Source organism: Sinorhizobium sp. 8-89, from assembly GCF_030124325.1.
Lineage (GTDB): Bacteria > Pseudomonadota > Alphaproteobacteria > Rhizobiales > Rhizobiaceae > Sinorhizobium.
Genome location: NZ_JASKLR010000007.1, coordinates 107,742 through 132,990 on the forward strand (window position 1 = coordinate 107,742; position 25,249 = coordinate 132,990).

General features: G+C 61.7%; 26 protein-coding genes and 1 pseudogene. 13 read left to right on the forward strand and 14 right to left on the reverse strand.

The features are described 5' to 3' along the window. Positions 1 to 26: 26 nt before the first annotated feature. The 4 genes from sigJ to epmA all read right to left on the reverse strand — a co-directional run bounded on the left by sigJ (position 27) and on the right by epmA (position 3,653). Positions 27 to 920: an RNA polymerase sigma factor SigJ gene (gene sigJ, locus QN219_RS15895; protein WP_284000693.1), complete on the reverse strand. Its 894-nt coding sequence runs from the start codon at positions 918 to 920 to the stop codon at positions 27 to 29. Between the two features lies 1 nt (position 921). Continuing rightward, positions 922 to 1,353, reverse strand: a complete 432-nt coding sequence (locus tag QN219_RS15900) for a carboxymuconolactone decarboxylase family protein (RefSeq protein ID WP_284000694.1) — start codon at positions 1,351 to 1,353, stop codon at positions 922 to 924. A 198-nt stretch (positions 1,354 to 1,551) separates the two neighbouring features. Then, on the reverse strand, positions 1,552 to 2,604 hold the full coding sequence (locus QN219_RS15905) for a lysine-2,3-aminomutase-like protein (RefSeq protein WP_284000695.1): 1,053 nt from the start codon (positions 2,602 to 2,604) through the stop codon (positions 1,552 to 1,554). Next, on the reverse strand, positions 2,601 to 3,653 hold the full coding sequence (gene epmA / locus QN219_RS15910) for an EF-P lysine aminoacylase EpmA (protein WP_284000885.1): 1,053 nt from the start codon (positions 3,651 to 3,653) through the stop codon (positions 2,601 to 2,603). Before epmA ends, QN219_RS15905 begins: the two co-directional genes overlap by 4 nt. 210 nt (positions 3,654 to 3,863) lie before the next feature. Here epmA and efp point away from each other — a divergent pair, with 210 nt between their 5' ends. From efp to mbfA, 3 genes are all read left to right on the forward strand, one after another. Next, positions 3,864 to 4,433, forward strand: coding sequence for an elongation factor P (efp, locus tag QN219_RS15915; protein ID WP_284000697.1), 570 nt, complete (start codon positions 3,864 to 3,866; stop codon positions 4,431 to 4,433). A 238-nt stretch (positions 4,434 to 4,671) separates the two neighbouring features. Beyond that, a complete protein-coding gene (locus tag QN219_RS15920; RefSeq protein ID WP_284000699.1) occupies positions 4,672 to 5,913 on the forward strand; it encodes a cyclopropane-fatty-acyl-phospholipid synthase family protein in 1,242 nt (413 codons plus the stop codon). Between the two features lie 111 nt (positions 5,914 to 6,024). Further along, a complete protein-coding gene (gene mbfA / locus QN219_RS15925; RefSeq protein ID WP_284000701.1) occupies positions 6,025 to 7,008 on the forward strand; it encodes an iron exporter MbfA in 984 nt (327 codons plus the stop codon). A 72-nt stretch (positions 7,009 to 7,080) separates the two neighbouring features. Here mbfA and QN219_RS15930 read toward each other — a convergent pair whose 3' ends face one another. Together QN219_RS15930 and QN219_RS15935 are read right to left on the reverse strand one after the other, a co-directional pair. After that, positions 7,081 to 7,701, reverse strand: coding sequence for a transglutaminase-like cysteine peptidase (locus QN219_RS15930; RefSeq protein ID WP_284000703.1), 621 nt, complete (start codon positions 7,699 to 7,701; stop codon positions 7,081 to 7,083). 274 nt (positions 7,702 to 7,975) lie between these two features. After that, complete coding sequence (locus QN219_RS15935) at positions 7,976 to 8,782, reverse strand: alpha/beta hydrolase (protein WP_284000704.1); 807 nt, start codon at positions 8,780 to 8,782, stop codon at positions 7,976 to 7,978. Between the two features lie 219 nt (positions 8,783 to 9,001). Here QN219_RS15935 and infC point away from each other — a divergent pair, with 219 nt between their 5' ends. The 5 genes from infC (at position 9,002) to pheT (ending at position 14,201) form a co-directional block, all read left to right on the forward strand. Then, a complete protein-coding gene (gene infC / locus QN219_RS15940) occupies positions 9,002 to 9,538 on the forward strand; it encodes a translation initiation factor IF-3 (RefSeq protein WP_136506618.1) in 537 nt (178 codons plus the stop codon). 277 nt (positions 9,539 to 9,815) lie between these two features. Then, a complete protein-coding gene (gene rpmI, locus QN219_RS15945) occupies positions 9,816 to 10,019 on the forward strand; it encodes a 50S ribosomal protein L35 (protein ID WP_026613581.1) in 204 nt (67 codons plus the stop codon). A 37-nt stretch (positions 10,020 to 10,056) separates the two neighbouring features. After that, complete coding sequence (gene rplT, locus QN219_RS15950) at positions 10,057 to 10,461, forward strand: 50S ribosomal protein L20 (protein ID WP_136506619.1); 405 nt, start codon at positions 10,057 to 10,059, stop codon at positions 10,459 to 10,461. A 195-nt stretch (positions 10,462 to 10,656) separates the two neighbouring features. Then, positions 10,657 to 11,739 (forward strand): phenylalanine--tRNA ligase subunit alpha, encoded by a 1,083-nt coding sequence (gene pheS, locus QN219_RS15955; protein ID WP_284000706.1) that lies wholly within the window; start codon positions 10,657 to 10,659, stop codon positions 11,737 to 11,739. A gap of 35 nt (positions 11,740 to 11,774) precedes the next feature. Beyond that, positions 11,775 to 14,201, forward strand: a complete 2,427-nt coding sequence (pheT, locus tag QN219_RS15960) for a phenylalanine--tRNA ligase subunit beta (RefSeq protein ID WP_284000707.1) — start codon at positions 11,775 to 11,777, stop codon at positions 14,199 to 14,201. Positions 14,202 to 14,404: 203 nt separating this feature from the next. Here pheT and QN219_RS15965 read toward each other — a convergent pair. The 3 genes and pseudogenes from QN219_RS15965 to QN219_RS15975 form a co-directional block, all read right to left on the reverse strand. Continuing rightward, positions 14,405 to 14,777 (reverse strand): annotated as a pseudogene (locus tag QN219_RS15965) (VOC family protein). 20 nt (positions 14,778 to 14,797) lie between these two features. Further along, positions 14,798 to 15,157 carry a nuclear transport factor 2 family protein gene (locus tag QN219_RS15970; RefSeq protein WP_284000709.1) on the reverse strand — a complete coding sequence of 120 codons (360 nt, stop codon included), beginning with the start codon at positions 15,155 to 15,157 and terminating at the stop codon, positions 14,798 to 14,800. Between the two features lie 111 nt (positions 15,158 to 15,268). Beyond that, positions 15,269 to 16,264: an aldo/keto reductase gene (locus tag QN219_RS15975; protein WP_284000711.1), complete on the reverse strand. Its 996-nt coding sequence runs from the start codon at positions 16,262 to 16,264 to the stop codon at positions 15,269 to 15,271. Between the two features lie 188 nt (positions 16,265 to 16,452). Here QN219_RS15975 and QN219_RS15980 point away from each other — a divergent pair, with 188 nt between their 5' ends. Further along, positions 16,453 to 17,343 (forward strand): LysR family transcriptional regulator, encoded by an 891-nt coding sequence (locus QN219_RS15980; RefSeq protein WP_284000712.1) that lies wholly within the window; start codon positions 16,453 to 16,455, stop codon positions 17,341 to 17,343. Between the two features lie 96 nt (positions 17,344 to 17,439). On the opposite strand, the gene QN219_RS15985 is transcribed toward QN219_RS15980, so the two are convergent. Next, positions 17,440 to 17,931 (reverse strand): ferritin-like domain-containing protein, encoded by a 492-nt coding sequence (locus QN219_RS15985; RefSeq protein WP_284000713.1) that lies wholly within the window; start codon positions 17,929 to 17,931, stop codon positions 17,440 to 17,442. Positions 17,932 to 18,140: 209 nt separating this feature from the next. On the opposite strand from QN219_RS15985, the gene QN219_RS15990 reads away from it, so the two are divergent. Both QN219_RS15990 and QN219_RS15995 read left to right on the forward strand, forming a co-directional pair. Further along, the gene (locus tag QN219_RS15990; RefSeq protein WP_284000714.1) at positions 18,141 to 18,911 is read left to right on the forward strand and encodes an SDR family oxidoreductase; all 771 of its coding nucleotides are present in this window, start codon (positions 18,141 to 18,143) and stop codon (positions 18,909 to 18,911) included. Positions 18,912 to 18,971: 60 nt separating this feature from the next. Further along, positions 18,972 to 19,589, forward strand: coding sequence for a hypothetical protein (locus tag QN219_RS15995; RefSeq protein WP_284000715.1), 618 nt, complete (start codon positions 18,972 to 18,974; stop codon positions 19,587 to 19,589). A 104-nt stretch (positions 19,590 to 19,693) separates the two neighbouring features. On the opposite strand, the gene QN219_RS16000 is transcribed toward QN219_RS15995, so the two are convergent. Further along, complete coding sequence (locus QN219_RS16000) at positions 19,694 to 20,644, reverse strand: aldo/keto reductase (RefSeq protein WP_284000716.1); 951 nt, start codon at positions 20,642 to 20,644, stop codon at positions 19,694 to 19,696. Positions 20,645 to 20,932: 288 nt separating this feature from the next. Here QN219_RS16000 and QN219_RS16005 point away from each other — a divergent pair, with 288 nt between their 5' ends. Both QN219_RS16005 and QN219_RS16010 read left to right on the forward strand, forming a co-directional pair. After that, a complete protein-coding gene (locus QN219_RS16005) occupies positions 20,933 to 21,919 on the forward strand; it encodes a Gfo/Idh/MocA family oxidoreductase (RefSeq protein ID WP_284000717.1) in 987 nt (328 codons plus the stop codon). A 179-nt stretch (positions 21,920 to 22,098) separates the two neighbouring features. After that, the gene (locus QN219_RS16010; RefSeq protein ID WP_284000719.1) at positions 22,099 to 22,878 is read left to right on the forward strand and encodes a helix-turn-helix domain-containing protein; all 780 of its coding nucleotides are present in this window, start codon (positions 22,099 to 22,101) and stop codon (positions 22,876 to 22,878) included. 39 nt (positions 22,879 to 22,917) lie between these two features. Here the strand turns inward: QN219_RS16010 and QN219_RS16015 are convergent, their stop codons facing one another. From QN219_RS16015 to QN219_RS16025, 3 genes are read right to left on the reverse strand one after another with little or no spacing between them, the layout of a single operon-like run. Continuing rightward, positions 22,918 to 23,283: a transporter gene (locus QN219_RS16015; protein WP_284000720.1), complete on the reverse strand. Its 366-nt coding sequence runs from the start codon at positions 23,281 to 23,283 to the stop codon at positions 22,918 to 22,920. 10 nt (positions 23,284 to 23,293) lie between these two features. After that, the gene (locus tag QN219_RS16020; RefSeq protein ID WP_284000721.1) at positions 23,294 to 23,989 is read right to left on the reverse strand and encodes a class I SAM-dependent methyltransferase; all 696 of its coding nucleotides are present in this window, start codon (positions 23,987 to 23,989) and stop codon (positions 23,294 to 23,296) included. A gap of 17 nt (positions 23,990 to 24,006) precedes the next feature. Continuing rightward, a complete protein-coding gene (locus QN219_RS16025; RefSeq protein ID WP_284000722.1) occupies positions 24,007 to 25,005 on the reverse strand; it encodes a glycosyltransferase in 999 nt (332 codons plus the stop codon). Positions 25,006 to 25,249 lie beyond the last annotated feature (244 nt).

A 25,249-nucleotide genomic window follows, 5' to 3' on the forward strand; every position in this document is an offset into this window, starting at 1 on the left:
CTGAGCCTCGTTGATCGGCGGCCATTTCAGTGAACGGCTGTTTCGTCGAGATGGGCGAGCTTGTCCGGATTGCGGACGATGAAAATATCGGAAACCCGACCTTTGTCGTCATAGCCGAAGGAAACCGTCGCGGCGACGTCGTCGCCGCCTTCGCTCCGTAGAACGATGCCGCGTCCGCCGTTGAGCTGTGCGGTTTCCCACCGGTAATGCGACCAGTATTCGGTCAGGCGCTCGGCAATGAAGGCCATGACGGTCTCCTTGCCGGAAAGGGTGGCGAGTACCGTTGCTGCCTTGCCGCCGCCATCTGCGGTCAGCTTCACGTCGGCAGACAGCAGTGCCGAGAGACCCGCAAGATCGCCGCCGTGAATAGCTTTGTGGAAAGCAGTGAGCAACGCGTCCTGCCGTTCGCGCGGCGTCGTATGTCGGGTTTGGGCCACGCCGATATTGGATTTTGCGCGCGAGACCAGCTTGCGGGCGGCTGCCTCCTGCATGTCGAGCGTTTCGGCAATCGTGTCATAGGACTGACCGAAGATCTCGTGCAGCAGGTAGGCTGCCCGCTCCTTGGGCGTCAGCCGTTCGAGCATCAGCAGGAATGCGGTCGTGAGTGAGGAAGTAAGCGCGAGTTTCTCCTCGACGTTGTCGTCGCTTGGGGTGTGGATCGGTTCCGGCAGCCACGCGCCGACATAATCAACGCGTTTGCGATGAGCGGCTTTGAGCAGGTCGAGGCAGCGGCGTGTGCAGGCGGTGGTGAGCCAGGCCGACGGAGTTTCGATCGCAGAAAGATCGGCCGCCTGCCACTTCAGGAACGTATCCTGCACGGCGTCCTCGGCGTCAGCGCGCGAGCCGAGAATGCGGTAGGCAAGGCCGAGGAGGCGGGGGCGCGCCTCCTCGAACATGCCGCTCTTGTCGTCACCCGCCATGTCAATGCCTCGAAATCTGGATGCGGTTCCAAAGATTGATCATCGCCACGGTCGAGGTGATGACGCTGATCTCGTTGTCGCTGAAGTGCTCGCGAAGACGGGCGCGCAAGCTTGCGAAATCCGTCCGCGGTTCGAGTTCCGTCAGAGCCTCGGTCCAGGCAAGCGCGGCTTTTTCGCGCTCGGAGAAGTCGCCGACCTGATCCCAGACAACGATGCGGTCGAGCCGTTCGCTCGTCTCGCCATCGGCACGGGCCTCCTTCGTGTGCATCTTCACGCAGAAGCCGCAGCGGTTGATCTGCGAGGCGCGAAGCTGGACCAGGTGGTGGATCGTCCGGTCGAGGCCGTGGCTGTCCATTTTGTTGTGCACGTCGGCGAGCGCGCCGAGCACGTCCGGGATCTCCTGTTCGTAGCGGACGGCTTTGATATCGGTCATGGTCTGTCTCCATTTGCTCAGTCAATTGATGCTTGCGATCAGTTGACGATTGACCATGGACGCCTGTGACGTGGGTACTGCATGATTCCTTAAATCGGAATCGCTTTTAGGACAAAATCATGCAGCACTTCAAAGTGCTACAGCGATCTCAGCGCGTCCGATCGGACGCGCGGCGCTGTAGAGATCTTTTCGGAAAGGTCATCCCCTCGGCGGATAGGCGTGCTCGTTTCCGCGGAAGTCGGTGACCGTGTAGCAACCGCCGCCTTCCGCCGCGATCGTGCTTGCGCCGACGACCGCCTTGCCGTGGCCGCCGGGGATATCGAGGATATAGGTGGGTTGGCAGAGCCCGGAGACGCGGCCACGAAGCGCCGCGACGAGCGCCTGGCCCTCCTCGATCGTCAGCCGGAAATGGCTTGTGCCGGGGGCAAGATCCGGGTGATGCAGGTAATAGGGCTTGATCCGCGTTTCCACGAAGGCGCGCATGAGCTCCGCAAGCACGGCCGCGTCGTCGTTGACGCCCTTGAGCAGCACCGACTGGCTCACGATGACGATGCCCGCATCGATGAGACGTGCTGAAGCGGCGCGCGCCTCGGCCGTCAGCTCGCGCGGGTGGTTGGCGTGGAGCGCCACATAGGTCGTCTTGCCGCTGGCCTTCAGCGCCTGAACGAGTTCGGCGTCGACGCGCCCCGGTTCGACGACGGGCACGCGGGTGTGAAAGCGGACGATCTTGACGTGGTCGATCGCGCCAAGCCGCTCCATGATTTCGTGGAGTCGGCGGGGCGACAGCACGAGCGGATCGCCGCCGGTGAGGATCACTTCCCAGATCTCCGAATGTTCCGCGATGTAGGCGATCGCCGCATCGAGCTCGGCTGGCGCAATCGTACCGAGCCCCTGCGGCCCGACCATTTCTCGGCGGAAGCAGAAGCGGCAATAGACCGGGCATACATGGACGGCCTTGAGCAGCACGCGGTCCGGATAGCGATGGACGATCCCGGAAACCGGACTGTGCGCACCGTCGCCGATAGGATCCGCGCGCTCTTCTGGCGTTTGCGTCAGCTCGGCTATATCGGGTACGAACTGACGGGCGATCGGATCATCCGTGTCCTGACGGTCGATGAGGTCGGCAATTGTTGGACTGATCGCGACGGCATAGCGCGCGGTCACACGCGCTACCGCTTCTTCGTCCGCCGGTGCGACTAGGCCGGCGCCGACCAGTTCGCGCGCCGTTCTGATAGGGCGCTGAGCGCTCATGCGCTTGCCTCCGGGACCGGGGCCCATAGCACCTGATCAATGCGCGAAGCCCCCGTCGCCAGCATCACCAGGCGATCGAAGCCGAGCGCGATGCCGCTCGCCTCGGGCATGATCGCGAGAGCTGACAGGAAGTCTTCGTCGAGCGGATAGGTCTCGCCATAGACGCGCGCCTTTTCCGCCATTTCGAGTTCGAAGCGTCGGCGCTGCTCGGCGGCATCCGTCAGTTCGCCGAAGGCATTGGCAAGCTCGACGCCGCAGGCATAGAGCTCGAAGCGTTCGGCGACGCGGCGGTCTCGCGCCGTCGGCCTGGCGAGCGCCGCCTCGGCGACCGGATATTCGTCGAGGATCGTCGGCCGGCCGAAACCGAGATTGGGCTCGATTTTTTCCACGAGCACGCGGCTGAAAAGATCCGCCCAGGTGTCGTCGTCGGCAACGCGCAGGCCCGAAGCCCTCATGGCCGCGGCCAGCCGGTCCCGATCGGTCGCTCCGTCCTCGGCGATCGAGGCAAACAGGTCGATGTCCGCGAAGCGCTCGAAGGCTTCGGCCAGTGAAAGCCGCTCGGGTTCGAGAAACGGATCGGTGGTTCTGCCGTGATAGGAGAGGGAGCGTGTGCCTGTCGTCTCGGCAGCGAGGGCGAGGATTTCGGCACAGTCGCGCATCAGTGCCTCATAGCTCTCGCCGGCGCGATACCATTCGAGCATGGTGAATTCGGGATGGTGCAGCGGTCCCCGCTCCCGGTTGCGGTAGACATGGGCAAAACAGGCGATCCGCTTTTCGCCTGCGGCCAGCAGTTTCTTGCAGGCGAATTCCGGCGAGGTGTGGAGATAGAGCGGGTGGGCGGCGCCGTCATGGCCGAGCGCCTGCGTTGCAAATGCATGCAGATGTGCTTCGTTGCCCGGAGACACCTGCAGGCTCGCCGTATCGACCTCGACGAAATCCCGTTCGTCGAAGAAACGCCGCAATGCCGATTGGATACGGTTGCGCCCGATCAGAAACGGGCGCCGGTCGGCATGGACATCCGGTGTCCACCAGGGAGAAGCATGCGGCATGATCGGTCGGTCCAAGCTTTCTTCGTGTGCCAAGTTTCTTCGAGTGCCAGTTTCTTCGCGTGCCAAGTTTCTTCGCGAGAGAGCCGGCGCAGGCTGGCTATTTGCACGAAATTAAGGTAGTTGCGGCGCGAAATCTTAGCTTTCGCGTCCTTCAGGGCCGGGTTTCCCGGCTCGCCCGTGTCGCGCATACCTCTGTTACAAGGAAGACTAATGGTCAAGGTCATCGCTTCTTCTGTCCGCAAGGGCAACGTTCTCGACGTAGACGGCAAGCTCTATGTCGTGCTTACCGCACAGAACTTCCACCCGGGCAAGGGCACGCCGGTCACCCAGGTCGACATGCGCCGCATTTCCGACGGCGTGAAGGTTTCCGAGCGCTACCGCACGACCGAGCAGGTCGAGCGCGCTTTCGTCGAAGACCGCGAACACACTTTCCTCTACGAAGATGGCGAAGGGTTCCACTTCATGAACCCGGAAAGCTACGACCAGCTCGTCATGACCGCCGAGGACATCGGCGATTTGAAGGCCTATCTGCAGGAAGGCATGGCCGTGATGCTTTCGATCCACGAGGGCCTCGCGATCGCCATCGACCTGCCGCGTCACGTCATCCTCGAAATCACCGAGACCGAGCCGGTGGTCAAGGGCCAGACGGCTTCTTCGTCCTACAAGCCGGCGGTTCTCTCCAACGGCGTGCGCACGCTCGTGCCGCCGCACATCCAGGCGGGCACCCGCGTCGTCATCGCAACGGAAGACGGTTCCTACGTCGAGCGCGCCAAGGACTGATCGAAGTCCTACAGCGCCGCGCGTCATGCAGCAGGCGGGAAAATAAGACGGGGACGGCGGTCGCGGACTGCCGTCCCCGTTTTCGTTTCATATGCGCCTCCTATACCTGCAAATAGGGCGCGCATTTTGTCGAGCCGATGCTAGGATGCCGCGGTCCGGAGCGGGGCCGGACGCGAGGTGAACTTTCCACCTGCGTCCTGCCGCGTTCTCACGGCGATCCTGTCACGCGAGGTCCTGCATGTTTCCACTGTCGCATATGATGAAGTCCTTTATCCGTAAGGGTCGCCTGACGGTGATCGACGCCGATGGCAAACGCCATGTCTTCTCCGGCGAGCCGGGCCCGCACGTGACGATGCGGCTGACGGACAAGCGGCTCTATCGCAGCCTCGTCTTCAATGCCGAGCTTGCTGCGGGCGAGGCCTATATGGACGGCACGATGCGCTTCGAAGAGGGATCGACCCTTAGAGATTTCCTTACGCTGTTCTCGATCAACCGGTTGTCGCTTGGTTCCTATCCGATCCAGAAGGTGTTGCGGGCGATCAAGATGCGTTTCCGCAAGCGCCAGCAGGCGAACCCGAAGGGCAAGGCGCAGCAGAACGTCGCGCACCACTACGATCTCGGCAACGATTTCTACAAGCTCTTCCTCGACGAGAACATGCTCTATTCCTGCGCCTATTTCCGCGATCCCGACGAGACGTTGGAGGCGGCGCAGCGCAACAAGCTCAGGCTGCTCGCCGCCAAGCTCTGCCTGAAGCCGGGGATGAAGGTTCTCGATATCGGCTGCGGCTGGGGTGATCTGGCGCTCTATCTGGCGGCGCTGGAAAATGTCGAGGTCCTGGGGGTGACGCTGTCGAAGGAGCAGCAGGCGCTCGCCTCGGAACGGGCCCGCGCAGCTGGCATGGCCGATCGCGTGCGTTTCGAGCTGAAGGACTACCGCGACGTCCATGGCCCCTTCGATCGCATCGTCTCGGTCGGAATGTTCGAGCATGTCGGCGTGCACCACTACGACGAGTTCTTCAAGAAGCTGAATGCGTTGATGCCGGATGACGGGCTCGCGGTGCTGCACTCGATCGGGCACATGAGCCCGCCCGGCATGGCGAGCTCGTGGCTGCGCAAATACATCTTCCCCGGCGCTTATTCGCCGGCGCTTTCGGAGGTATTCACGGTCGTCGAGCAGAACAGCCTGTGGGTGACCGATCTGGAATTCCTGCGCGTGCACTATGCGACGACGCTGGCGCACTGGGGTAAGCGCTTCGAGGAGAACCGCGACAAGGTGATCGCGATGTATGACGAGCGCTTCGCCAGGATGTGGGAGTTCTACCTGATCAGCGCGGAGATGATGTTCCGCACGGGCAGTCAGCTCGTATTCCACATGCAGCTGTCGCGTTCGCGTGACGCGGCCCCGATCGTGCGCGACTACATCACCGATCAGCAGCGCGCCTATATCGACCGGGAAAACACACTCAATCTCTCGATCTGAAGCACTTCCTTCCACTGTGGTTGTTGCGAAGTCGAGGGCGCGCGTGCCGCGCTCTTGACGTGCGCAACCGTGCTTTCTATTTTAGAATTATTCTAAAGAAGGTTATTGTAGATGCTTTCCCGCCTTTTCTCCCGGTTCAAGCGCCCGTTTCTTTCCCTGAGCGAGCAGGAAATCCTCGCTCTGGCGATTTCATCCGAGGAGGACGACGGCCGCATCTATCTCGCCTATGCGGATGCGCTGCGCGAAAAATATCCGCATTCCGCCAAGGTCTTCGAGGAGATGGCGGAAGAGGAAAGCCAGCACCGCCAGGCACTGATCGACCTTCATGTCGTCCGTTTCGGCAATCGTATCCCGTTGATACGGCGCGAGCATGTGCGCGATTTCCCCGAGCGCAAGCCCGATTGGCTGATCGCCGAGATGCCGATCGAAAAGGCGCGCGACGAAGCGGAAGCAATGGAGGAGGCTGCCCACCGATTCTATGTTGAGGCGGCCGCGCGTACACGGGATGCGGCGACGCGCAAGCTGCTCGGCGACCTCGCGATTGCCGAGAAGTCGCATGAATCGCTGGCCCGCCGGCTTGGCGAAAAGCACACGCCCGAAGACGTGCGCGCCGAGGAAGACCAGACATCGCGCCGGCAATTCATCCTCACTTACGTACAGCCGGGGCTTGCGGGACTAATGGACGGCTCGGTCTCGACGCTGGCGCCGATCTTTGCCGCCGCCTTCGCGACCCAGGATACTTGGCAGACCTTTCTCGTCGGCCTTTCGGCCTCCGTCGGCGCCGGCATCTCGATGGGTTTCACCGAGGCCGCCCACGACGACGGCAAGCTGTCCGGGCGCGGCTCGCCGATCAAGCGCGGACTTGCCTCGGGCATCATGACGGCGCTCGGCGGCTTGGGTCACGCGCTGCCCTATTTGATCCCGCATTTCTGGACGGCGACGCTGACAGCGACGGCGATCGTCTTCTTCGAGCTCTGGGCGATCGCCTTCATCCAGAACCGCTATATGGAAACGCCTTTCCTCAGGGCGGCCTTCCAGGTGGTCCTTGGCGGCAGTCTGGTGCTCGCCGCCGGCGTCCTGATCGGCAACGCCTGATGGACATAAAATCTGATGGAAATAAAAAAGGGCCGTCAACCGGCCCTTTTTTGAATAGCTTGTCCTGATTGGTCAGTTGCCGACCGAACCGACGACGACCTCCGCGCCGTTGTCGACGGTCACCCAGCGGCCGCTGTTATAGGAGGCCTGGCGCTTGAGATAGCGATAGGGCGTTTGAGTCCAGAGCCTTACCCTGTTTTCGAGATTATCAAGAATGAAGTCGCCCTGCGCGGTGCGGACGGTAAGGACCGCGTGACCCTCTCCATCAGGCTTGCGCACGACCGTCATCAGCAGCTGGCTTGCGGGAAAGCCGCGCTTCATCAGCCGACGGCGCTTTTCAAGCGCGAAGTCTTCACAATCGCCAACACTGCTCGGGTAGGACCAGACCTCGTCCCTGCCATGAATCTGCTGATCGATCACGGGCGTGATCTCGCGGTTGACCGCCGCATTGACCTGGCGGATGACGGCCCAGCCGCGATCTGTGACGCGTGGCGCGACCGTCGTCTTGGACCGAGCACCGCACTCGCCCCGATATTTCTGGCAAAACTCGTAATGTCCGATCGGCTGGGAGGTTACCGAGCCGGTCTGCATCCATGGAGAGGATCCCGCTTGGGCGGGAATTGCCGTGTTTGCTGAAATGAAAACTGCGCAGAAAGCCGCAATACTAGCCTTAACCCCTGTCCAAGACGCCATACAGATCCCCTGCAACGCGGAGGTCGGGCTCTTCCTGTCCGGACCTATCCGCGCAATCCTGAGTTGACGACAGCTTTCGTGGATATCCCCGTGCGCTGCTCTAATCGTTAACAAAGAGTTAATATTGTTGCATCGTTGGAGTCAATGATCCTGATTCGCGGATCGGCTGTTATGGTTAAAATCGCCCGGAAAACGGCGGCAATGATGCTTGCGCCGCAACGGTTTTGCGCAGGCGCGTTGGAAAGATGATTGGGTGTTGCGTGTCGCGCGGCTGTCAGCCTTGCGTGAGCATGTCGCCGATTGCCTGTTTCAATTTGGCAATATCCTCGTCGCGCGAGAGCCGGTGATCGCCGTCGCGAATGAGAGTCATCACGACATCGTCCGCCGGCATGTGCTCCATCAGCTTCAGTGCATGCGTGTAGGGGACGTCGGGATCGCGCATGCCCTGGAGGATATGGACCGGGCAGTCCGTTTCGACGGGGCCCGAAAGCACGCGATTGGTGCGGCCGTCCTCGATCAGCGCCAAGGTAAAGACATTCGGCTCGGGGCTGTACTGCGACGGCTCCTCGAAATAGCCGCGTTCGGCAAGCGAGGCCTTCTCCGCGACGGTGAGATTGGGTTCGACGAGCTCAGCCGTGAAGTCCGGTGCGGGCGCGATCAGCACGAGACCCGCGACGCGGCCCTTTTTGCCGCGGCGTTTGAGTTCCTGAATGAGCCGCAAGGCGATCCAGCCGCCCATCGAGGAGCCTATAAGGACAACCTTTCCAGGCGCCGCGTGATTTATCACGGCAAGGCTCTCCTCGATCCAACGCGAGATCGTGCCGTCCCGGAAGTCGCCGCCGGAGGAGCCGTGGCCGGAATAGTCGAAGCGAATGCAGTCCGTCCCGATCGCGCGCGCATAGCGCTCGACCTCGACGGCCTTGGTCCCGGTCATGTCGGAGCGATACCCGCCGAGCCAGACGAGCGTGGGGCGCTCGGAGCGCGGCTCTGCGCGAAATATTCGCATGGCAATGGAGCGCGCGGCCGTGCCGTCGCCCACCTCGATCCGCGTGATTTCCGTTTCGGCTGGCGCTGTTGACATCGGATATCCTCTAGAAAGACGGCGGGGCGGCAGATTTCCTTCTAAAACAGATTCGCCTATGCTTCGACAGAGGGTGATTTTCCTTGCGAGCCATGCTATTGACTCTGGCGCCGCAATTCACACATTGCCGTCGGTGACAGTTTCAAGCGCTTCGTTTGAGATCGCGCTGACCGTTCAAGCAGACCATATATACGTCAATAGCTCGAGGAGAGTACGACCATTCGCAGACCGTTCAAAGCGGACGCCCCGGTTAAAGAGGGGCCGCGCTCAAACAAGGAAATCCGGGTCCCCCGGGTTCAGCTTATCGATGCCGAAGGCCAGAATGTCGGCGTCGTGCCGATCGACCAGGCACTCCGCATGGCGGATGAAGCCGGTCTTGATCTGGTAGAGATCGCACCGAATTCCGAACCGCCGGTGTGCAAGATTCTTGATCTGGGCAAGCTGAAATACGCCAACCAGAAGAAGGCCGCGGAAGCGCGCAAGAAACAGAAGATCGTCGAGATCAAAGAAATCAAGATGCGTCCGAACATCGACACCCACGATTACGAGGTGAAGATGAAGGCCATGAACCGCTTCTTCGAGGAAGGCGACAAGGTCAAAGTGACGCTGAAGTTCCGAGGCCGTGAAATGGCCCACCAGGAACTCGGCATGAAGCTTCTGCTGCAGGTGAAGGACGACACCCAGGCGATCGCCAAGGTCGAAGCCGAGCCAAAGCTTGAAGGCCGGCAGATGATGATGGTGCTCGCACCGAAGTGATCGGCCGCGCCACGGAAAAATGATAATGACGGGAAGCCGCCGCTTGAGGCGGCTTTTTGTTGTGATGGGCGCCATCCCGCAGCCGGTTGCCCGCGGGCCGGTGGCGCGGCGTTCGGGTCGCGCCCGGCTTCTTCGTTTGCCCGGCTTGCGTTTTTCAGGACGTGCGGTTATAAGCCCCCGTCCGAACGGTCCGGCAGGGCATGCCGTGGCCGTTCTTAACGCTGGAAACGGGCGTCGTCTGTCTGTTTCGCACTATCAAGAACAATGGAGTAGCAAAATGCCCAAGATGAAGACGAAATCGTCTGCCAAAAAGCGGTTCAAAGTCACCGCTACCGGCAAGGTTAGAGCTGCTGCTGCTGGCAAGCGCCACGGCATGATCAAACGGTCCAACAAGTTCATTCGCGACGCACGCGGAACCATGGTTCTCGCCGAAGCTGACGGCAAAAAGGTCGTCAAGAACTATCTGCCGAACGGTCTCTGAGACGTCGGGCATATTGGATAATTAAGGAGATCATGACATGGCACGTGTAAAACGCGGTGTGACCGCCCACGCCAAGCACAAGAAGACGCTCAAGGCCGCCAAGGGTTTCTATGGCCGTCGCAAGAACACCATCCGCGCCGCCAAGGCAGCGGTGGACCGTTCCAAGCAGTACGCCTATCGCGACCGCAAGGTTAACAAGCGCAATTTCCGCGCCCTCTGGATCCAGCGCATCAACGCTGCCGTCCGCGAGCACGGTCTGACCTACGGCCGTTTCATCGACGGTCTCAACAAGGCCGGCATCGAAGTCGACCGCAAGGTCCTGTCCGACATGGCAATCCATGAGACGGCAGCATTCGGCGCGCTCGTCGAAGCCGCCAAGAAGGCGCTCGCCTACCTCAAGGAAGCCGGCACGGCAAACGAGTTTGAAAGCGCTGTCCGTTAAGCCAGCGTTTTCCCAAAACCGTTCTTGAAATTAGTTGGGAAACCCGCGCTGGCAGGGCTGGCGCGGGTTTTTCTATTTGGCTCGCCAGCCGTGATCGCAGCCACGGTCGAGCTCTCCGACAGACGGTGAGCGCGATCACATTGCTGAAGAATTGAACCGATATACCGAACCATTCCCGCATCGAGGCAGGACAGAATGAGCGAACTGGAAACGTTGGAACGGATTTTGCTGGCGGAAATCGATACCGCCGCCGACGAGGCGGCGATCGAGGCGGTGCGCGTAAGTGCGCTTGGCAAGAAGGGCTCGATCTCCGAACTCCTGAAGACGCTCGGCGCCATGAGCCCGGAGGAACGCCAGACGCGCGGCGCTCGCATCAATGCGCTGAAGAACACGGTGACGGATGCGATCTCCGCCCGCAAGCTGGCGCTCAAGGATGCGGCAATCGCCGAGCGGCTGGCGCGCGAAACGGTCGACATCAGCCTCCCCCTCCGCTCCTCGCCGGCCGAGCGCGGCCGTATCCATCCGATCAGCCAGATCGTCGACGAAATCACAGCGATTTTCGGCGACATGGGCTTCTCGATCGCTGAAGGGCCGGACATCGAAACGGACTACTACAACTTCACGGCGCTGAATTTCCCCGACGGACATCCGGCCCGTGAGATGCACGACACCTTCTTCTTCCAGCCGGATGAGAAGGGCGAGCGCAAGGTGCTGCGCACGCACACCTCGCCGGTGCAAATTCGTACCATGGAAGCGCAAGAGCCACCGATCCGCATCATCATCCCCGGCAAGACCTACCGGCAGGATTCGGACGCCACCCACTCGCCGATGTTCCATCAGGTCGAGGGCCTGGTGATCGACAAGACGGCGAATGTCGCCAACATGCGCTGGGTGCTGGAGGAGTTCTGCAAGGCGTTCTTCGAGGTGGATCAGGTGACGATGCGTTTCCGCCCGTCCTTCTTCCCCTTCACCGAACCGTCGTTCGAGGTCGACATCCAGTGCGACCGTTCCGGCCCGATCGTCAAGTTCGGCGAAGGCACGGACTGGATGGAAATCCTCGGCTGCGGCATGGTCCATCCAAACGTGCTGCGCGCCGGCGGTCTCGATCCCGACGAGTATCAGGGCTTTGCCTGGGGCATGGGGCTCGACCGCATCGCCATGCTGAAATACGGCATGCCGGACCTGCGCGACTTCTTCAACGCCGATGTCCGCTGGATGACCCATTACGGCTTCCGCCCACTCGACATGCCGACGCTCTTCGGCGGACTCTCCGCTTGATCGCGCGCTGATATTTTTGGGACACAGGTGAAATCATGAAATTCACGCTTTCTTGGCTGAAGGACCATTTGGAGACCGAGGCCTCGCTCGAGGAGATCTGCGCCCGGCTGACGATGATCGGGCTGGAGGTAGAGGACGTCGACGACAAGGCGGCGTTCAAGCCCTTCGTCATCGCCAAAGTCGTCTCCGCCGAGCAGCACCCGAATGCCGACAAGCTGAAGGTGCTGATGGTCGACACTGGCAATGGCCAGCCGGTGCAGGTCGTCTGCGGTGCGCCGAACGCGCGCAAGGGCCTTGTCGGCGCCTTCGCGGCCCCCGGCACCTACGTGCCCGGCATTGCTGTCACGCTTTCCGTCGGCAATATCCGCGGCGTCGAAAGCCGCGGCATGATGTGCTCGGAAAAGGAATTGGAGATTTCCGACGATCACACCGGCATCATCGATCTGCCGGAGGATGCGCCGATCGGTACGAGCTATGCCGCTTACGCTGGGCTCGATGATCCGGTCATCGAGATCAACCTGACGCCGAACCGGCCGGATTGCACCAGCGTTCACGGCATTGCCCGCGACCTCGCCGCTTCCGGTCTTGGCATCTTGAGAAATCAGCCGGCACCGTCCTTTGCTGTCGCAGGCGAAACGCCGGTAAAGGTGAGGCTCGATCTCGGCGAAGACAAGCATCTTTGCCCCGGCTTCGCGCTCCGCCTCGTGCGCGGCGTCAAGAACGGCCCGAGCCCGGCCTGGATGCGCCAGCGGCTGAACGCCATCGGCCTGCGGCCGATCAACGCGCTGGTCGACATCACCAACTACCTGACCTTCGACCAGGGCCGGCCGCTGCATGTTTTCGATGCGGCCAAGGTCACCGGCAATCTCACGGTTCGCCGGGCGAAGGACGGCGAGAAGGTGCTGGCGCTCGACACGCGCGAATACATGCTGTCGCCGGCAAACGTGGTGATCGCCGACGAGGACGGCATCGAATCGATCGGCGGCATCATGGGCGGCGAACATTCCGGCTGCGACGGTGGGACCACCGACGTGCTGATCGAATCGGCGCTCTGGGATCCGATGAACATCGCCAAGACCGGCCGCACGCTCGGCATCATCACCGATGCGCGCTATCGTTTCGAGCGCGGCGTCGATCCGGAATACATGGTGCCTGGCCTGGAGCGCGCGACCGAACTGGTGCTGGAGCTCTGCGGCGGAACGGCCGCCAAGCTGGATGTCGTCGGTTACGAGGGCCACACGCCGAGGCGCGTCGACTTCCCCGTCTCGGAGGTGAAGCGACTGACGGGGCTTGAGGTTTCGTCCGAGGAAAGCGTATCGATCCTCAAAAAGCTCGGCTTCGGCGTCGATGGCTCCGGCGAGCGTTTTCGCGTCACGGTCCCATCCTGGCGGCCGGACGTCGACGGCAAGGCGGATCTCGTCGAAGAGGTCATGCGCATCCATGGCGTCGACAACATCGTCGCCGCGCCCCTGCCGAGCCACAATGCCGTAAACGGCAAGATTCTAACGACGCTGCAGATCCGCACGCGTCAGGCCAAGCGCGCGCTCGCAAGCCGCGGGATGCTCGAAGCCGTCACCTGGTCCTTCATCTCGGAAGAGCAGGCGGAGCTCTTCGGCGGCGGTCAGCCGGCGCTGAAGCTTGCCAACCCGATCGCGGCCGACATGTCCGACATGCGGCCCTCGCTGTTGCCGGGGCTTCTGACCGCGGCGCAGCGCAATGCCGACAAGGGCTATGGCGACGTGGCCATCTTCGAGGTTTCCGGCACCTATGAAGGCGATACGTCGGAAGCCCAGCGTCGCGTTGCAGGCGGTGTCCGCCGCGGTACGGCGTCGCTAAATGGCGCCGGCCGGCTTTGGTCGAATGCGGCGAAGGGCGGCGGCAAGCCGGTCGATGTCTTCGACGCCAAGGCCGATGCCATCGCCGTCCTCGAATCCTGCGGAGTACCGATGGGTAATGTCCAGTTCGAGGCCGGTGGCCCGGCCTGGTATCATCCCGGCCGTTCCGGCACGATCAAGCTCGGTCCGAAGATCGTTCTCGGCAGCTTCGGCGAGTTCCACCCGAAGACGCTCGATGCCCTCGACGTATCGGGCGCTCTTTGCGGTTTCGAGATCTATATCGACGCCATGCCCGAGCCGAAGAAGAAGGCAACGCGCACCAAGCCGGCGCTGGAGCTTTCGCCGTTCCAGGCGGTCAAGCGCGATTTCGCCTTCGTCGTCGACAAGACGGTCGAGGCGGCTGCGATCCTGAGGGCCGCATCCGGTGCCGACCGCAAGCTGGTGACCGGCGTTAACGTTTTCGACGTGTTCGAGGGAGCTTCCCTTGGAGAAGGCAAGAAATCGGTGGCAATCGAGGTGACGATCCAGCCGGTCGAACGCACGCTGACCGACGAGGATTTCGAGACGCTGACGTCGAAGATCATCGCCAACGTGGCGAAGAGCACCGGCGGCGTGCTTCGCGCTTGATGAAACATAAGAGGCCGCCGCACGATGCGGCGGCCTTGTTCAGCCATTGCAAATGTTTGGCACCCCCCTGGGACGAGGCGATGTGTTCTTTGCGCCGCGTTCGCTCCTCATCCCGCTGCCGCCACCTTCTCCCCGCGCGCGGGGAAAGAGGACTTGGGTGAGGGGCAAGGTACGGCACTTAGCGATCTCCCCATCGGAAGCGATCAGTCTGAGGGCTGCATCAACTCTATCCGGTTACCGAAGGGGTCGCTGACATACCGGCGGACGAATCCCGCAAGTGGCTCATCCTCCGTTGCTTTAAATCCGGCCGCCTCGAGCCGTGAGATCAGTGCGAGAAGGTTGTCGACGATGAAGGGCGGGGTGCGCCTTGCGGGCGGGCAAAAACTGCTTCTCCACGCCGAGATGGATCGTGAGGCCCGCACGATGGAACCAACAACCCCCACGATGGGAAAGGTTGGATGGTTTCGGCACCTCCGGAATGCCGAGAAGGTCGGCATAGAAACGGCGAGCCTCGCCTTCGCCACCCTCCGGCATCGCGAGTTGCACGTGATCAATCCCAATCACCACTGCCGACATCGGCTCGTCTGCGCAAGCACTCATGAATGGACGTGCCAGACCTTGTTGACGATCAGCCACCGTCCGTCGACTTTTAGCAGCGACAGGTAATCCGTATAACGTGAGCCGGCGAATTCATCGACGACCTTCACGCTCGCAGCGTCGCCAGTAATGTGGATCATCTCCACGTCCATGAGAGGCTGTGTTTCCGGCGGTGCCGAACCTTCCTTCAGGATCGCTGCTATGAAGGCGTCGCGGGTCAGCCACTCGATGGCTCCATCATAATTGCCGACGATCGAGGCGTTCGGGTGGAAGGCCTTGCGTAGCGCCGCCTCGTTGGCGAAGGCCATGCCGTCGACGTAGAGATGGATCACCGCGCTGATCGCCTGCTCTTCGGACATTCCTCATCCCTCCTTGTTTGGGGCCGACTGCACTATAGGTAGGGCATCGCAGGCGAAATGCGATGCCCGAAATGCCCTTGTGCGTTCAGGGCACGCGGAGCAGAGTGCGCCTTACCGGTTCGTCAGCGCCAGCGAAGCATCGGTATAGCGCTTGCCGGCAACAAGGCCTGGCGACAGTACCTCACCGAGTTTGGCGAGCTCGGTCTTGGAAAGCACGATATCGGCTGCAGCGACATTCTCTTCCAGATGCCGGATCTTGCGGGCACCCGGAATCGGCACGATGAAATCGCCCTGGTTGATGACCCAGGCGAGTGCGAGCTGTGCGGCGGTGATGCCTTTTTCCGCCGCGAGCGTTTCGAGCGTTGCGACCAAGGCGGCGTTGGCCCCCAGGTTTTCCCCCTGGAAGCGCGGAAGCGATCGGCGAAAATCATCGGCGGCGAGATCATCGACCCTGGCGATCTTGCCGGTCAGCATGCCGCGTCCAAGCGGACTGTAAGGAACGAAACCGATTCCGAGTTCGCGGCAGGTGGCAAGCACCTCCTCTTCCGGTTCGCGCGACCACAACGAATATTCGCTCTGCACCGCCCCAATCGGGTGAACGGCGTGGGCGCGGCGGATGGTGGCGGCACGCGCCTCCGAAAGACCGAGCGCACGCACCTTGCCTTCCTTCACGAGTTCCGCCATGGCGCCGACCGTATCCTCGATCGGCACGCTCGGGTCGATGCGGTGCTGGTAATAAAGATCGATGACGTCGGTCCCGAGCCGTTTCAACGATGCCTCGGCGACGGCTCGAGCATTTTCCGGCCGCCCGTCGACCCCCTTGATCGCTTCGGCCGCCGGTTTGCCCGGCTCGATGCGGAAGCCGAACTTCGTAGCGATGGTCACCCGGTCGCGCCTGTCCTTCAGCGCCCTGCCGAGCAGCTTCTCGTTTTCATAGGGGCCATAAACTTCGGCCGTGTCGAAGAAGGTCACGCCGAGTTCGATGGCACGATGGAGCGTGCGGATCGACTCCTGCTCGTCCGCCGCGCCATAGGCGAAACTCATGCCCATGCAGCCGAGGCCGATGGTGGAAGCGGTCAGTTCATTTCCAAGCTTGCGGATTTTCATGGGAGGTCCTTTCAGGCTTCGACGCCGGTTCCGGCCGAGAAGGGCCGCTTGCGGCTGGCGTCGAAAGAAGCGGATGGTCATCGGTGGTGTCGCGCCCGCACCGGGGGCCGACACCACGGAGGATAGGACCGTCATCCGCGGCTGAAAATCTCTGTCAATTCTCACGGGTTGTTCTATCATTTCGATCAATGAACCGGACCCAGCTTTCTCAACTCGCCGTCCTTTCCGCCGTCGCCGCGCACGGCAGCTTCCGCGCCGCCGCGAAGGAACTCGGTGTCGCTCCATCCGCCGTTAGCCATGCGGTCGCCAGCCTCGAGGCAAGTCTGGGCGTGCGATTGCTTTCGCGCACCACTCGCAGTGTCGCGCCGACAGAGGAGGGGCGTCGGCTCCTGGAGCGGTTGCGCCCCGCGCTCGAAGAAATCGCTCACGCGCTGGAAGCCGCGGCGGAGGCGCGCGAGCGACCGGCGGGAAACCTGCGCATTACCGCGCCGCGCTTTGCCGCCGACCTCATCCTTGCGCCCCGGCTGGGCGCGTTTCTGGAGCGCTACCCCGACATCGTGCTCGAAATCGCCAATGAAGACGGCTTCACCGATATTGTCGAAGAGGGTTATGACGCGGGCATCAGACTTGGCGAGAGCCTGGAGGCCGACATGATCGCCGTGAGGGTCGGTCCGGACCTCACAAGCGCCGTGGTGGCGGCGCCATCCTATTTCGAACGCCAAGGAAGGCCTGCCCACCCCCGCGAACTTGCCGGGCACCGCTGCATTCGCCGTCGCTTTTCGAACGGCACGCTCTATCGTTGGGAATTCGAAAAGGGGGGCGAGGAGATAACCGTGTCGGTAGCCGGCCCCCTGATCCTCGGCGAGGATCGACCGATCATCAAGGCCGCGCTTGGGGGCGCGGGGCTTGCCTATCTCTTCGAGTCGCGCGTGAGCGAGGATATCGCGGCGGGGCGATTGGAGCGCGTGCTCGAAGATTGGTGCGCGCCCTATGCCGGCCCCTACCTCTACTATCCAAGCCGTCGCCAGATGCGCCCGGCGCTGAGAGCCTTCATCGATTTCTTCCGGCATTTGGAGTAAGGCGGCCGGCGGAGAGAGACCGGCCGCCGCTCAAGCAATTCCAGGAACGCCTGCAACGGCGTTCCGCCGGGAATTGCGCAGTGGCGAAGAGTTAGATCACGCGGCTTTCTTGTTCGCTTGCGCCATGGCTAGTTTCGTCAGGTCCTCGTCGGTGACGATCTCTTCCTTAAGCGTAGCGTCGAGAAGCGAAACCGCATCCTTCAACCCGATGGTCTTGGCCCAGGTCTTCAGGGTGCCGTAGCGCGATATCTCGTAATGCTCGACAGCCTGGGCGGCGGAGATGAGGCCGGCGTCAAGCGCGGGAGTGCCCTTGAACTCGTCCATGATCTCTTCGCCTTCGGCAATGATGCCCTCGATCGCCTCGCAGGTTTTGCCCTGTGCGCGTTTGCCGATCATGTCGAAGACCTGCTGCAGCCGCTCAACATGGGTTTCCGTCTGTTCCTTGTGCTTCTCGAAAGCGGCCTTGAGTTCCGGTGCCTGTGCGCCGCGTGCCATCTTTGGAAGCGCCTTGAGGATCTTCCGCTCGGCGTAATAGATGTCTTTCAGGGTATCATGGAAGAGATCGTTCAGTGTCTTTTCCTTGGCCATATTTCGGCATCCTTTCCGGTGGTGGTTTTTGATAGCGCCAACGAAACACTGTCGAACCGCGTTTGTTCCGGGCAGGCAGACTTACCGCCTAGATGTGTTCCTCACGTCGAATATTCGGGGAGACCGGCTTTCTCACAGTCTCGGGAATCGGGTGGCCGCCTGGCGCCGGATCTGGGATTCCTTTGCCGCTAACGAGAAAGGAATCCATGATGCCAAGACTTGAAGGAAAGATCGCGATCATAACCGGGGCGAGTTCCGGTATCGGCCGCGCCGCCGCCGTGCTTTTTGCCCGTGCGGGCGCACAGCTTGTCGTTAACGCGCGGCGCGAGCATGAACTTACGCTGCTCGCTCAGCAAATTGCCGACGAGGGCGGGGAGGCCGCGATCCTCGCCGGCGATGTCCGTGACGAAGCCCTGAACAAGGCGCTTGTCGATCTGGCGATCCGCCGCTTCGGCGGCTTGGATGTCGCATTCAACAATGCCGGGGCGCTGTGTGCGATGGGCGAACTCCCGTCGCTCTCTGTCGAGGACTGGCGAGAGACGCTCGACACGAATCTGACGAGTGCTTTCCTTGCAGCCAAGCACCAGCTACCGGCGATGATTGCCCGTGGCGGCGGCTCGCTCGTGTTCACGTCGAGCTTCGTTGGACACACGGCAGGTTTTCCCGGCATCGCCGCCTATGCGGCGAGCAAGGCCGGTCTTGTCGGCCTGACGCAGTCGTTGGCGGTCGAATTCGGAGCGCGAGGGGTTCGCGTCAACGCGCTGCTGCCGGGCGGGACCGATACGCCGTCCAACCATGCGAACCTGCCGGGGGCTGCGCCGGAAACGCGAGGCTTCATCGAGGGCTTGCACGCGCTGAAACGGATGGGCCGGCCGGAGGAGATCGCCGAAGCTGCGCTCTATCTGGCGTCCGACGCTGCGAGTTTCGTCACCGGCGCGGCGCTGCTCGTCGACGGCGGCGTCTCGATCAACCGGACCTGATCTTGCAATCATGCCGCGCATGGGCACAGTGCCGTCTCGCGATGAAAGGAGGAGTCGAGCATGAGGAAACCCGGATCGATGAAATCGCTCGAAGATCTCGGCCGTGTCAGGCTCTCGCAAAACTTCTTCCTGCGGGATTTCCTGCATTCGGAGATTGCCGATTTCTATCACATTCCGAACATCCCGGACGATCCGGATCTTGCCATCGAGGCCGGGAGGAAGCTCTGCGAGGAACTGCTTGAGCCGCTGCAGGCGATCTTCGGTCGCCTGCACATTCGTTCGGCCTATCGAAACCGGGCGGTCAACGCCTTCGGTAACACCAACAAGCTCAACTGCTCGACAAACGCGGCCACGGCGGCCGACCACATATGGGACATGCGTGATGCCGACGGATGCATGGGCGCCACCGCTTGCATCGTCATTCCGTGGATTTGGGATCGGGAGCGTCATGAGGGCGGCTGGCAGAGCCTTGCCTGGTGGATCCACGACCACTTGCCTTATGCGTCGCTCGGCTTCTTTCCAAAACTCTGGGCCTTCAACATCCAGTGGCACGAAAGGCCGCGCCGCACGATTAGAAGCTATGCCGAGCCGCGCGGGCTGTTGACGAAGCCGGGCATGGCCAACCACGAGGGCAGCCATGCGCATCTCTATCCCGGGTTTCCGCCGCCGCACCGGTGACGTCGTAATCCGCTCGCCTCACCCTTCGCCTTGTGGGAGGGTTGGGAGGGCGCCTTCTCGTTCGCCGCTCCCACGATCCCGACCGCCATGTGTCGTCCGCTTCGCTAAGCGCTCACGTCGTTCAGTTTGCCGATCGCCTCCTCGGAAAGCTTGAGTTCTGCCGACTTTACGAGGCTTGCCAGTTGATCGAGATTGGTTGCGCTGGCGATCGGCGCGGTCACGCCTTCGCGTTCGATGATCCAGGCAAGGGCGATTTCCGCCTGTTTCGCTCCGGTATCCTCCGCGATTTCGTCCAGAACGCCGAGGATGCGCATGCCGCGCCCGTCGAGATATTTTTCAACACCACCGCCGCGGGCCGAGCCTTCGAGATCCTTGTGCGAGCGGTATTTTCCGGAAAGGAATCCCCTCGCCAGGCTGAAATAGGTGATGACGCCGATTTCCTCCGCGATTGAGAGATCGCGTAACGGGCCGTCATAAGTGGCCCGGTCATAGAGGTTGTATTCCGGCTGGAGCACGTCGTAGCGCGGCAGTCCCTTCGCCGCCGAGACGTCGAGAGCATCGCGCAATTGCGTGGCGTCGAGGTTCGATGCGCCGATGGCGCGGACCTTGCCCTCGGCGAGAAGCGTGTCATAGGCGGCAAGCGTTTCCTCGTACGGCGTCTCCGGATCCGGCCAATGCGAGAGGTAGAGATCGATATGGTCGGTCTGCAGGCGACGGAGTGAATCCTCGACCGCCTGCATGATCCAGCGCCGCGAAAGGCCTTTCCGGTCCGGCCCCAGTTCGGACCCGACCTTGGTGACGATGACGGCATCGTCGCGCGCATATGCTGACTGCTTCAGCCATTTGCCGATGATCGTTTCGGATTCTCCGCCCTTGTTTCCGGGCGCCCATGACGAATAGACATCCGCCGTGTCGACGGCGTTGAAGCCGGCTTCGAAGAAGGCATCGAGCAAGGCGAAGGATGTCTTCTCATCCGCTGTCCAGCCGAAGACGTTGCCGCCGAAAACAAGCGGCGCAATCGAAAGGCCGGTGCGGCCAAGTCTGCGCTTTTCCATGGTTTCGCTCCACATGGTTGGATGAAAACAAGTTTGCGATCGGGAGAATTGCGGGCTGAAAGATAAGTCACCACGGCGCAGAATGACACCTGCCAGAGCACGATGATTTTGGGTCGGGGCCGACGAAAATGATAAACGTGATCGATTTTAATCGGTTAGTGCGGGAATGCAGGCGGAAACCGCGCGCACTTCTCCGCATCCCGCGTCGGGCGGCTTTTCTGCGCATCGCATAGTTGCTAGGTACGTACCTCGGGGCTAGTGTCGGCGCAGCCAAGAAGGAGTCTATCCATGCTGCGTTTCGGAATTCTGTCGACGGCCAAGATCGGCCGTGAACTTGTCGTGCCTGCCATTCAGGACGCGGAAAACTGTGTCGTCGCGGCAATCGCCAGCCGCGATCTCGCCAAGGCCAGGGCGATGGCCGACCGTTTCTCTGTACCGCATGCGTTCGGATCCTACGAGGAAATGCTGGCATCCGATATGATCGACGCCGTCTACATTCCGCTGCCGACTTCGCAGCACGTGGAATGGAGCATCAAGGCCGCCGATGCCGGCAAGCACGTGCTCTGCGAAAAGCCGATCGCGCTCAAGGCGGAGGAGATCGACACGTTGATCGCGGCGCGCGACCGCAACAAGGTGCTGGTTTCGGAAGCTTTCATGGTGACCTACAGCCCGGTGTGGCGGAAGGTGCGCTCGCTCCTTGCCGAGGGGGCGATCGGCAAGCTCCGGCATGTCCAGGGGGCGTTCACCTATTACAATCGCGATCCCGGCAACATGCGCAACGTCCCGGAACTCGGCGGCGGCGGCCTGCCGGATATCGGCGTCTATCCGACGATCACGACCCGTTTCGTCACCGGCAAGGAACCGCTTCGCGTTCAGGCCAATACCGACCGTGATCCCGAATTCGGCACCGACATCTACTCGAGCGTGCGCGCCGACTTCGGCGATTTCGAACTGAGCTTCTACATCTCGACCCAGCTTGCCGCCCGCCAAGTCATGGTCTTCCATGGCGACAACGGCTACATCGAGGTGAAATCGCCCTTCAATGCGGACCGGTACGGCCGCGAGGAAGTGGAACTGACCAACCAGAACCACGCTCAGTCGCAACTCTTCCGTTTCCAGGATGCGCGCCAATACAAGCTAGAGGCCGAGGCCTTCGCGCGCGCGGCACTCGGTCAGCCTGAGGAAGTGGTGACACTTGAGAACTCGCGCCTCAACCAGAGGTTCATCGACGCCATCTACCGGGCGAGCGAAAAAGATGGCTGGGACACGGTCTAAAACCAAAACATTAGCCGGCGAATGATGGCCCGCCTCGAGCGGGCCATTTGCTGGAAGCGTCCTTTGCGTGTCTGAAACGATGCGCGGCACTGTAGGTGATCATCAAACCGATTACCTCCGAAGTAATGGATTTTGCGCTTCGGTCAGGCCAATCTGCCGGCGCAACGGAGAAAGACTTCATGGAATTCGGCCGTCACCTGAAGGAATGGCGCGGGCATCGCCGCATGAGCCAGCTTGATCTCGCCGTCGCCGCGGGAATTTCGGCGCGCCACCTTTCGTTCCTGGAAACTGGCCGCTCGAAACCCTCCGAGGGGATGATCCTGCGGCTGGCGTCGGTGCTCGATATCCCGGCTCGGGACCAGGGCATGCTCTTTACTGCGGCCGGTTACCGGCCGCGGGTGGCGACGCGCCCTGCCACCGCGCTTGACGCGATGCCTGCCGCCGTCGCAAGCGCGATCCGTCTGATGCTCGATCGCCATGCTCCCTATCCCGGCCTTGTCTTTGACCATGAATATACTGTCCTGCTTAGCAGTCCGGCCTTTGCCGCGCTCGCGCAGGCCGCAGAGATTCCCGTCGACCCCGGCCAGAACTTCCTCGACGCCTTCCTCGGATCGGAGAGCATCCGCGCGCTCGTCATCAATTGGGAGGCGGCCGCCGCGGATTTGGTGCAGAGGGTGCGCATGGAGGCATGGCTGCAGGGGCCGCGAAGCCCCTTGCAAAGACGGCTGGAGCGGCTTCTGGCCGATCCGGCGGTCGCCCGGGCAATCGAGAACTATCCGGAGACCGACCGGCTGCCGGTGCTGCCGATCGAACTGCGGCTCGGCGCGACCGAATTGCGCTTCATCACGACGCTTTCAACCTTCGGCTCGACCCAGGACGCGCTCGTGGAGGGTGTCCTGATCGAATCCTTCTTTCCGGCCGACGACTCAACGCGACGATTCTTCGAGCAGCAGGGTTGATGATCGGCGAAGCCGCTGGACTTCGTGGGCGCGCATGAGTCAGGAGTTTATGACGATCATGCCGCCGATGATGAGCGCGGCGCCGGCGACATACCGAATGGTAAGGGCCTCACCGAGAAAAAAGGCGGCAAACAGCGGTACGAAGCAGAATGTCAGCGCCATGAAGGAATAGGCAAGCGTCAGCGGCACGGATCTCAAGGTGAAGATCCAGATGATCGTACCGAGGCCATAGAGGGCCAGCGCCGTGAGCAGCGTCGGATTTGCGAGAAGCGCCGCTAGTCCTCGGAGATCGAAGTCGTCCGTTCTGGCGCTGGTCAGCTTGAACAGGATCTGCCCGGTCGAGATCAGGATCGGCGTAAAGATCAGCCCGAACCAGACGGCCGGCGCGAGATTGAAAGCGGTCATTCCCGCAGCCTCACGCCTTGTCTTCGCGATAGAAAATATCGCGTCCGATGTCGACGCACTCATGTCGCTCGGGCACCGGATGCATCGCCCTGAGGAAAGAATGCGTATAGGGGAAGAAGTTGAAATGCGGGTTGAAAGTGTAGCGGTATTCCCGCTCGCGCGGCACAACGATGATCACCCGCTGCCGTGCGATACGCCGGAGCTCCGATATCGCCCGGCGATAGTCGAGGATATGCTCGATCACGTGGGTGCAGACGACCGTATCGAACTCTCCATCTGAAAACGGCAGTTCCTCGATCTTGGCGGCAAAATATTCGACGTCGTCGATGGCCGAGGCATCGTCGATGGCGAAATCAACGCCGGAAAGCCGCTCGAGTGTCGGATTGGCGCTTCTGATCCGCTTGAGAAGGGCGCCGGTTCCGCAGCCGACGTCGCAGACGCTGGTACCGCGGATCTCGGCCGTGATCTTGCGGATGCAGGCCCCGGAGTTGTCGGTCCCTTCATGCACGCGCGGATGCTGCCGGTAGAGCTGTTCGTACTCCGCAGCCGAGAGAAACGGCGCCCGTTCGCGAAAGCGCGCGAGATGGGCGATATGGTCGCCCCAGGCAAGACTCGCCATCCCTCTGAAGAGGCGAGAATCGCGCAGGATGGGGGGAATGACGTCTTCGATGACGAAGCGTATGCGGTTTGTCGTCTCCCGATTCATCGACAATGTCCCTAATATCAGGCGACAGCTTTCCTGCCCCGCCGCTTCGGCAGCGCGACAGGTGAAGCCTGCGATTTTTTCCCGCCGTGCGGCTTTTGCCGGGCGATCGTCATGTAGTGGATCCGCAGCTGCTCCGTTCGAGCGCGCGAGACCGAATCGAGAATGAGGCCGGCAGTAAGCATCATGATCGCCACCAGTATCAGGGCCATCGAAAAGACCCAGGTCGGCAGACGCGGCACGAGGCCAGTTTCGAAATATTCAATGAGCACCGGCATCATGAAGATGAGGCTTGCTGTCAGGAACGCCGCGCTGATCAGGCCGAAAAACGCGAAGGGCCGCGTCTCCTTCATCAGCATCGCAATCATCCAGAGGATCTTGGCGCCATCCTTGAACGTCGAAAGCTTCGAATGCGAGCCCTCGGGCCGCCGGCCGTAGTCGAGTTCGAGTTCGTTGACGGGCAGCTTCAGCCGCGATGCGTGCACGGACATTTCCGTTTCGATCTCGAACCCGTTGGAGACGGCCGGAAAACTCTTCACGAAACGGCGCGAAAACACGCGGTAGCCGGAGAATATATCGCTGAAATCGGTGCCGAAGATCGAACGGTAGAGGCGATTGAAGATACGGTTGCCGAAGGCGTGGCCCTGGCGTCCTGCTTCCACGCGGATATGCCTGCGGGTTCCGACAACCATGTCCGCCTGCTCCGTCAGGAGCGTGCGAATGAGGTCTTCGGCATCGGCGGGCGAATAGGTGCCGTCGCCATCGGCCATGACGTAGATGTCGGCGTCGATGTCGGCGAACATGCGCCGGACGACATGGCCCTTGCCCTGCCGGCGCTCGCGCACGACCGTAGCTCCGGCCAGCATCGCCTGCAGGGCCGTGCCGTCGATGGAATTGTTGTCATAGACATAGATGTGCGCGGAGGGCAGCGCCGTCTTGAAGCCATGCACGACGTGACCGATCGTCGATGCCTCATTGTAGCAAGGCAGGAGGACGGCGATGTCTAGCTGGTCGGACATGGGTCGCTGATCCGGTGGCGGGAACTGACGCGATCCTACACGCGGTGCGGTTAACAAGACGCTATGCGTGTCGGAGCGTCGAGGCGATCCGGCAGCGCCGGCTTTACGCTTTCTTGATCGGCGCCCCCTAGAATCGCGGCGCACTTCAAGCGGAAGCCGTGACACGGTTCTTCGCATCAAACGATCGATCACGCAGCGCTGCTGGACCGTTTCCATCCAAAACGCTGCCGTGATCCCGGCGGCG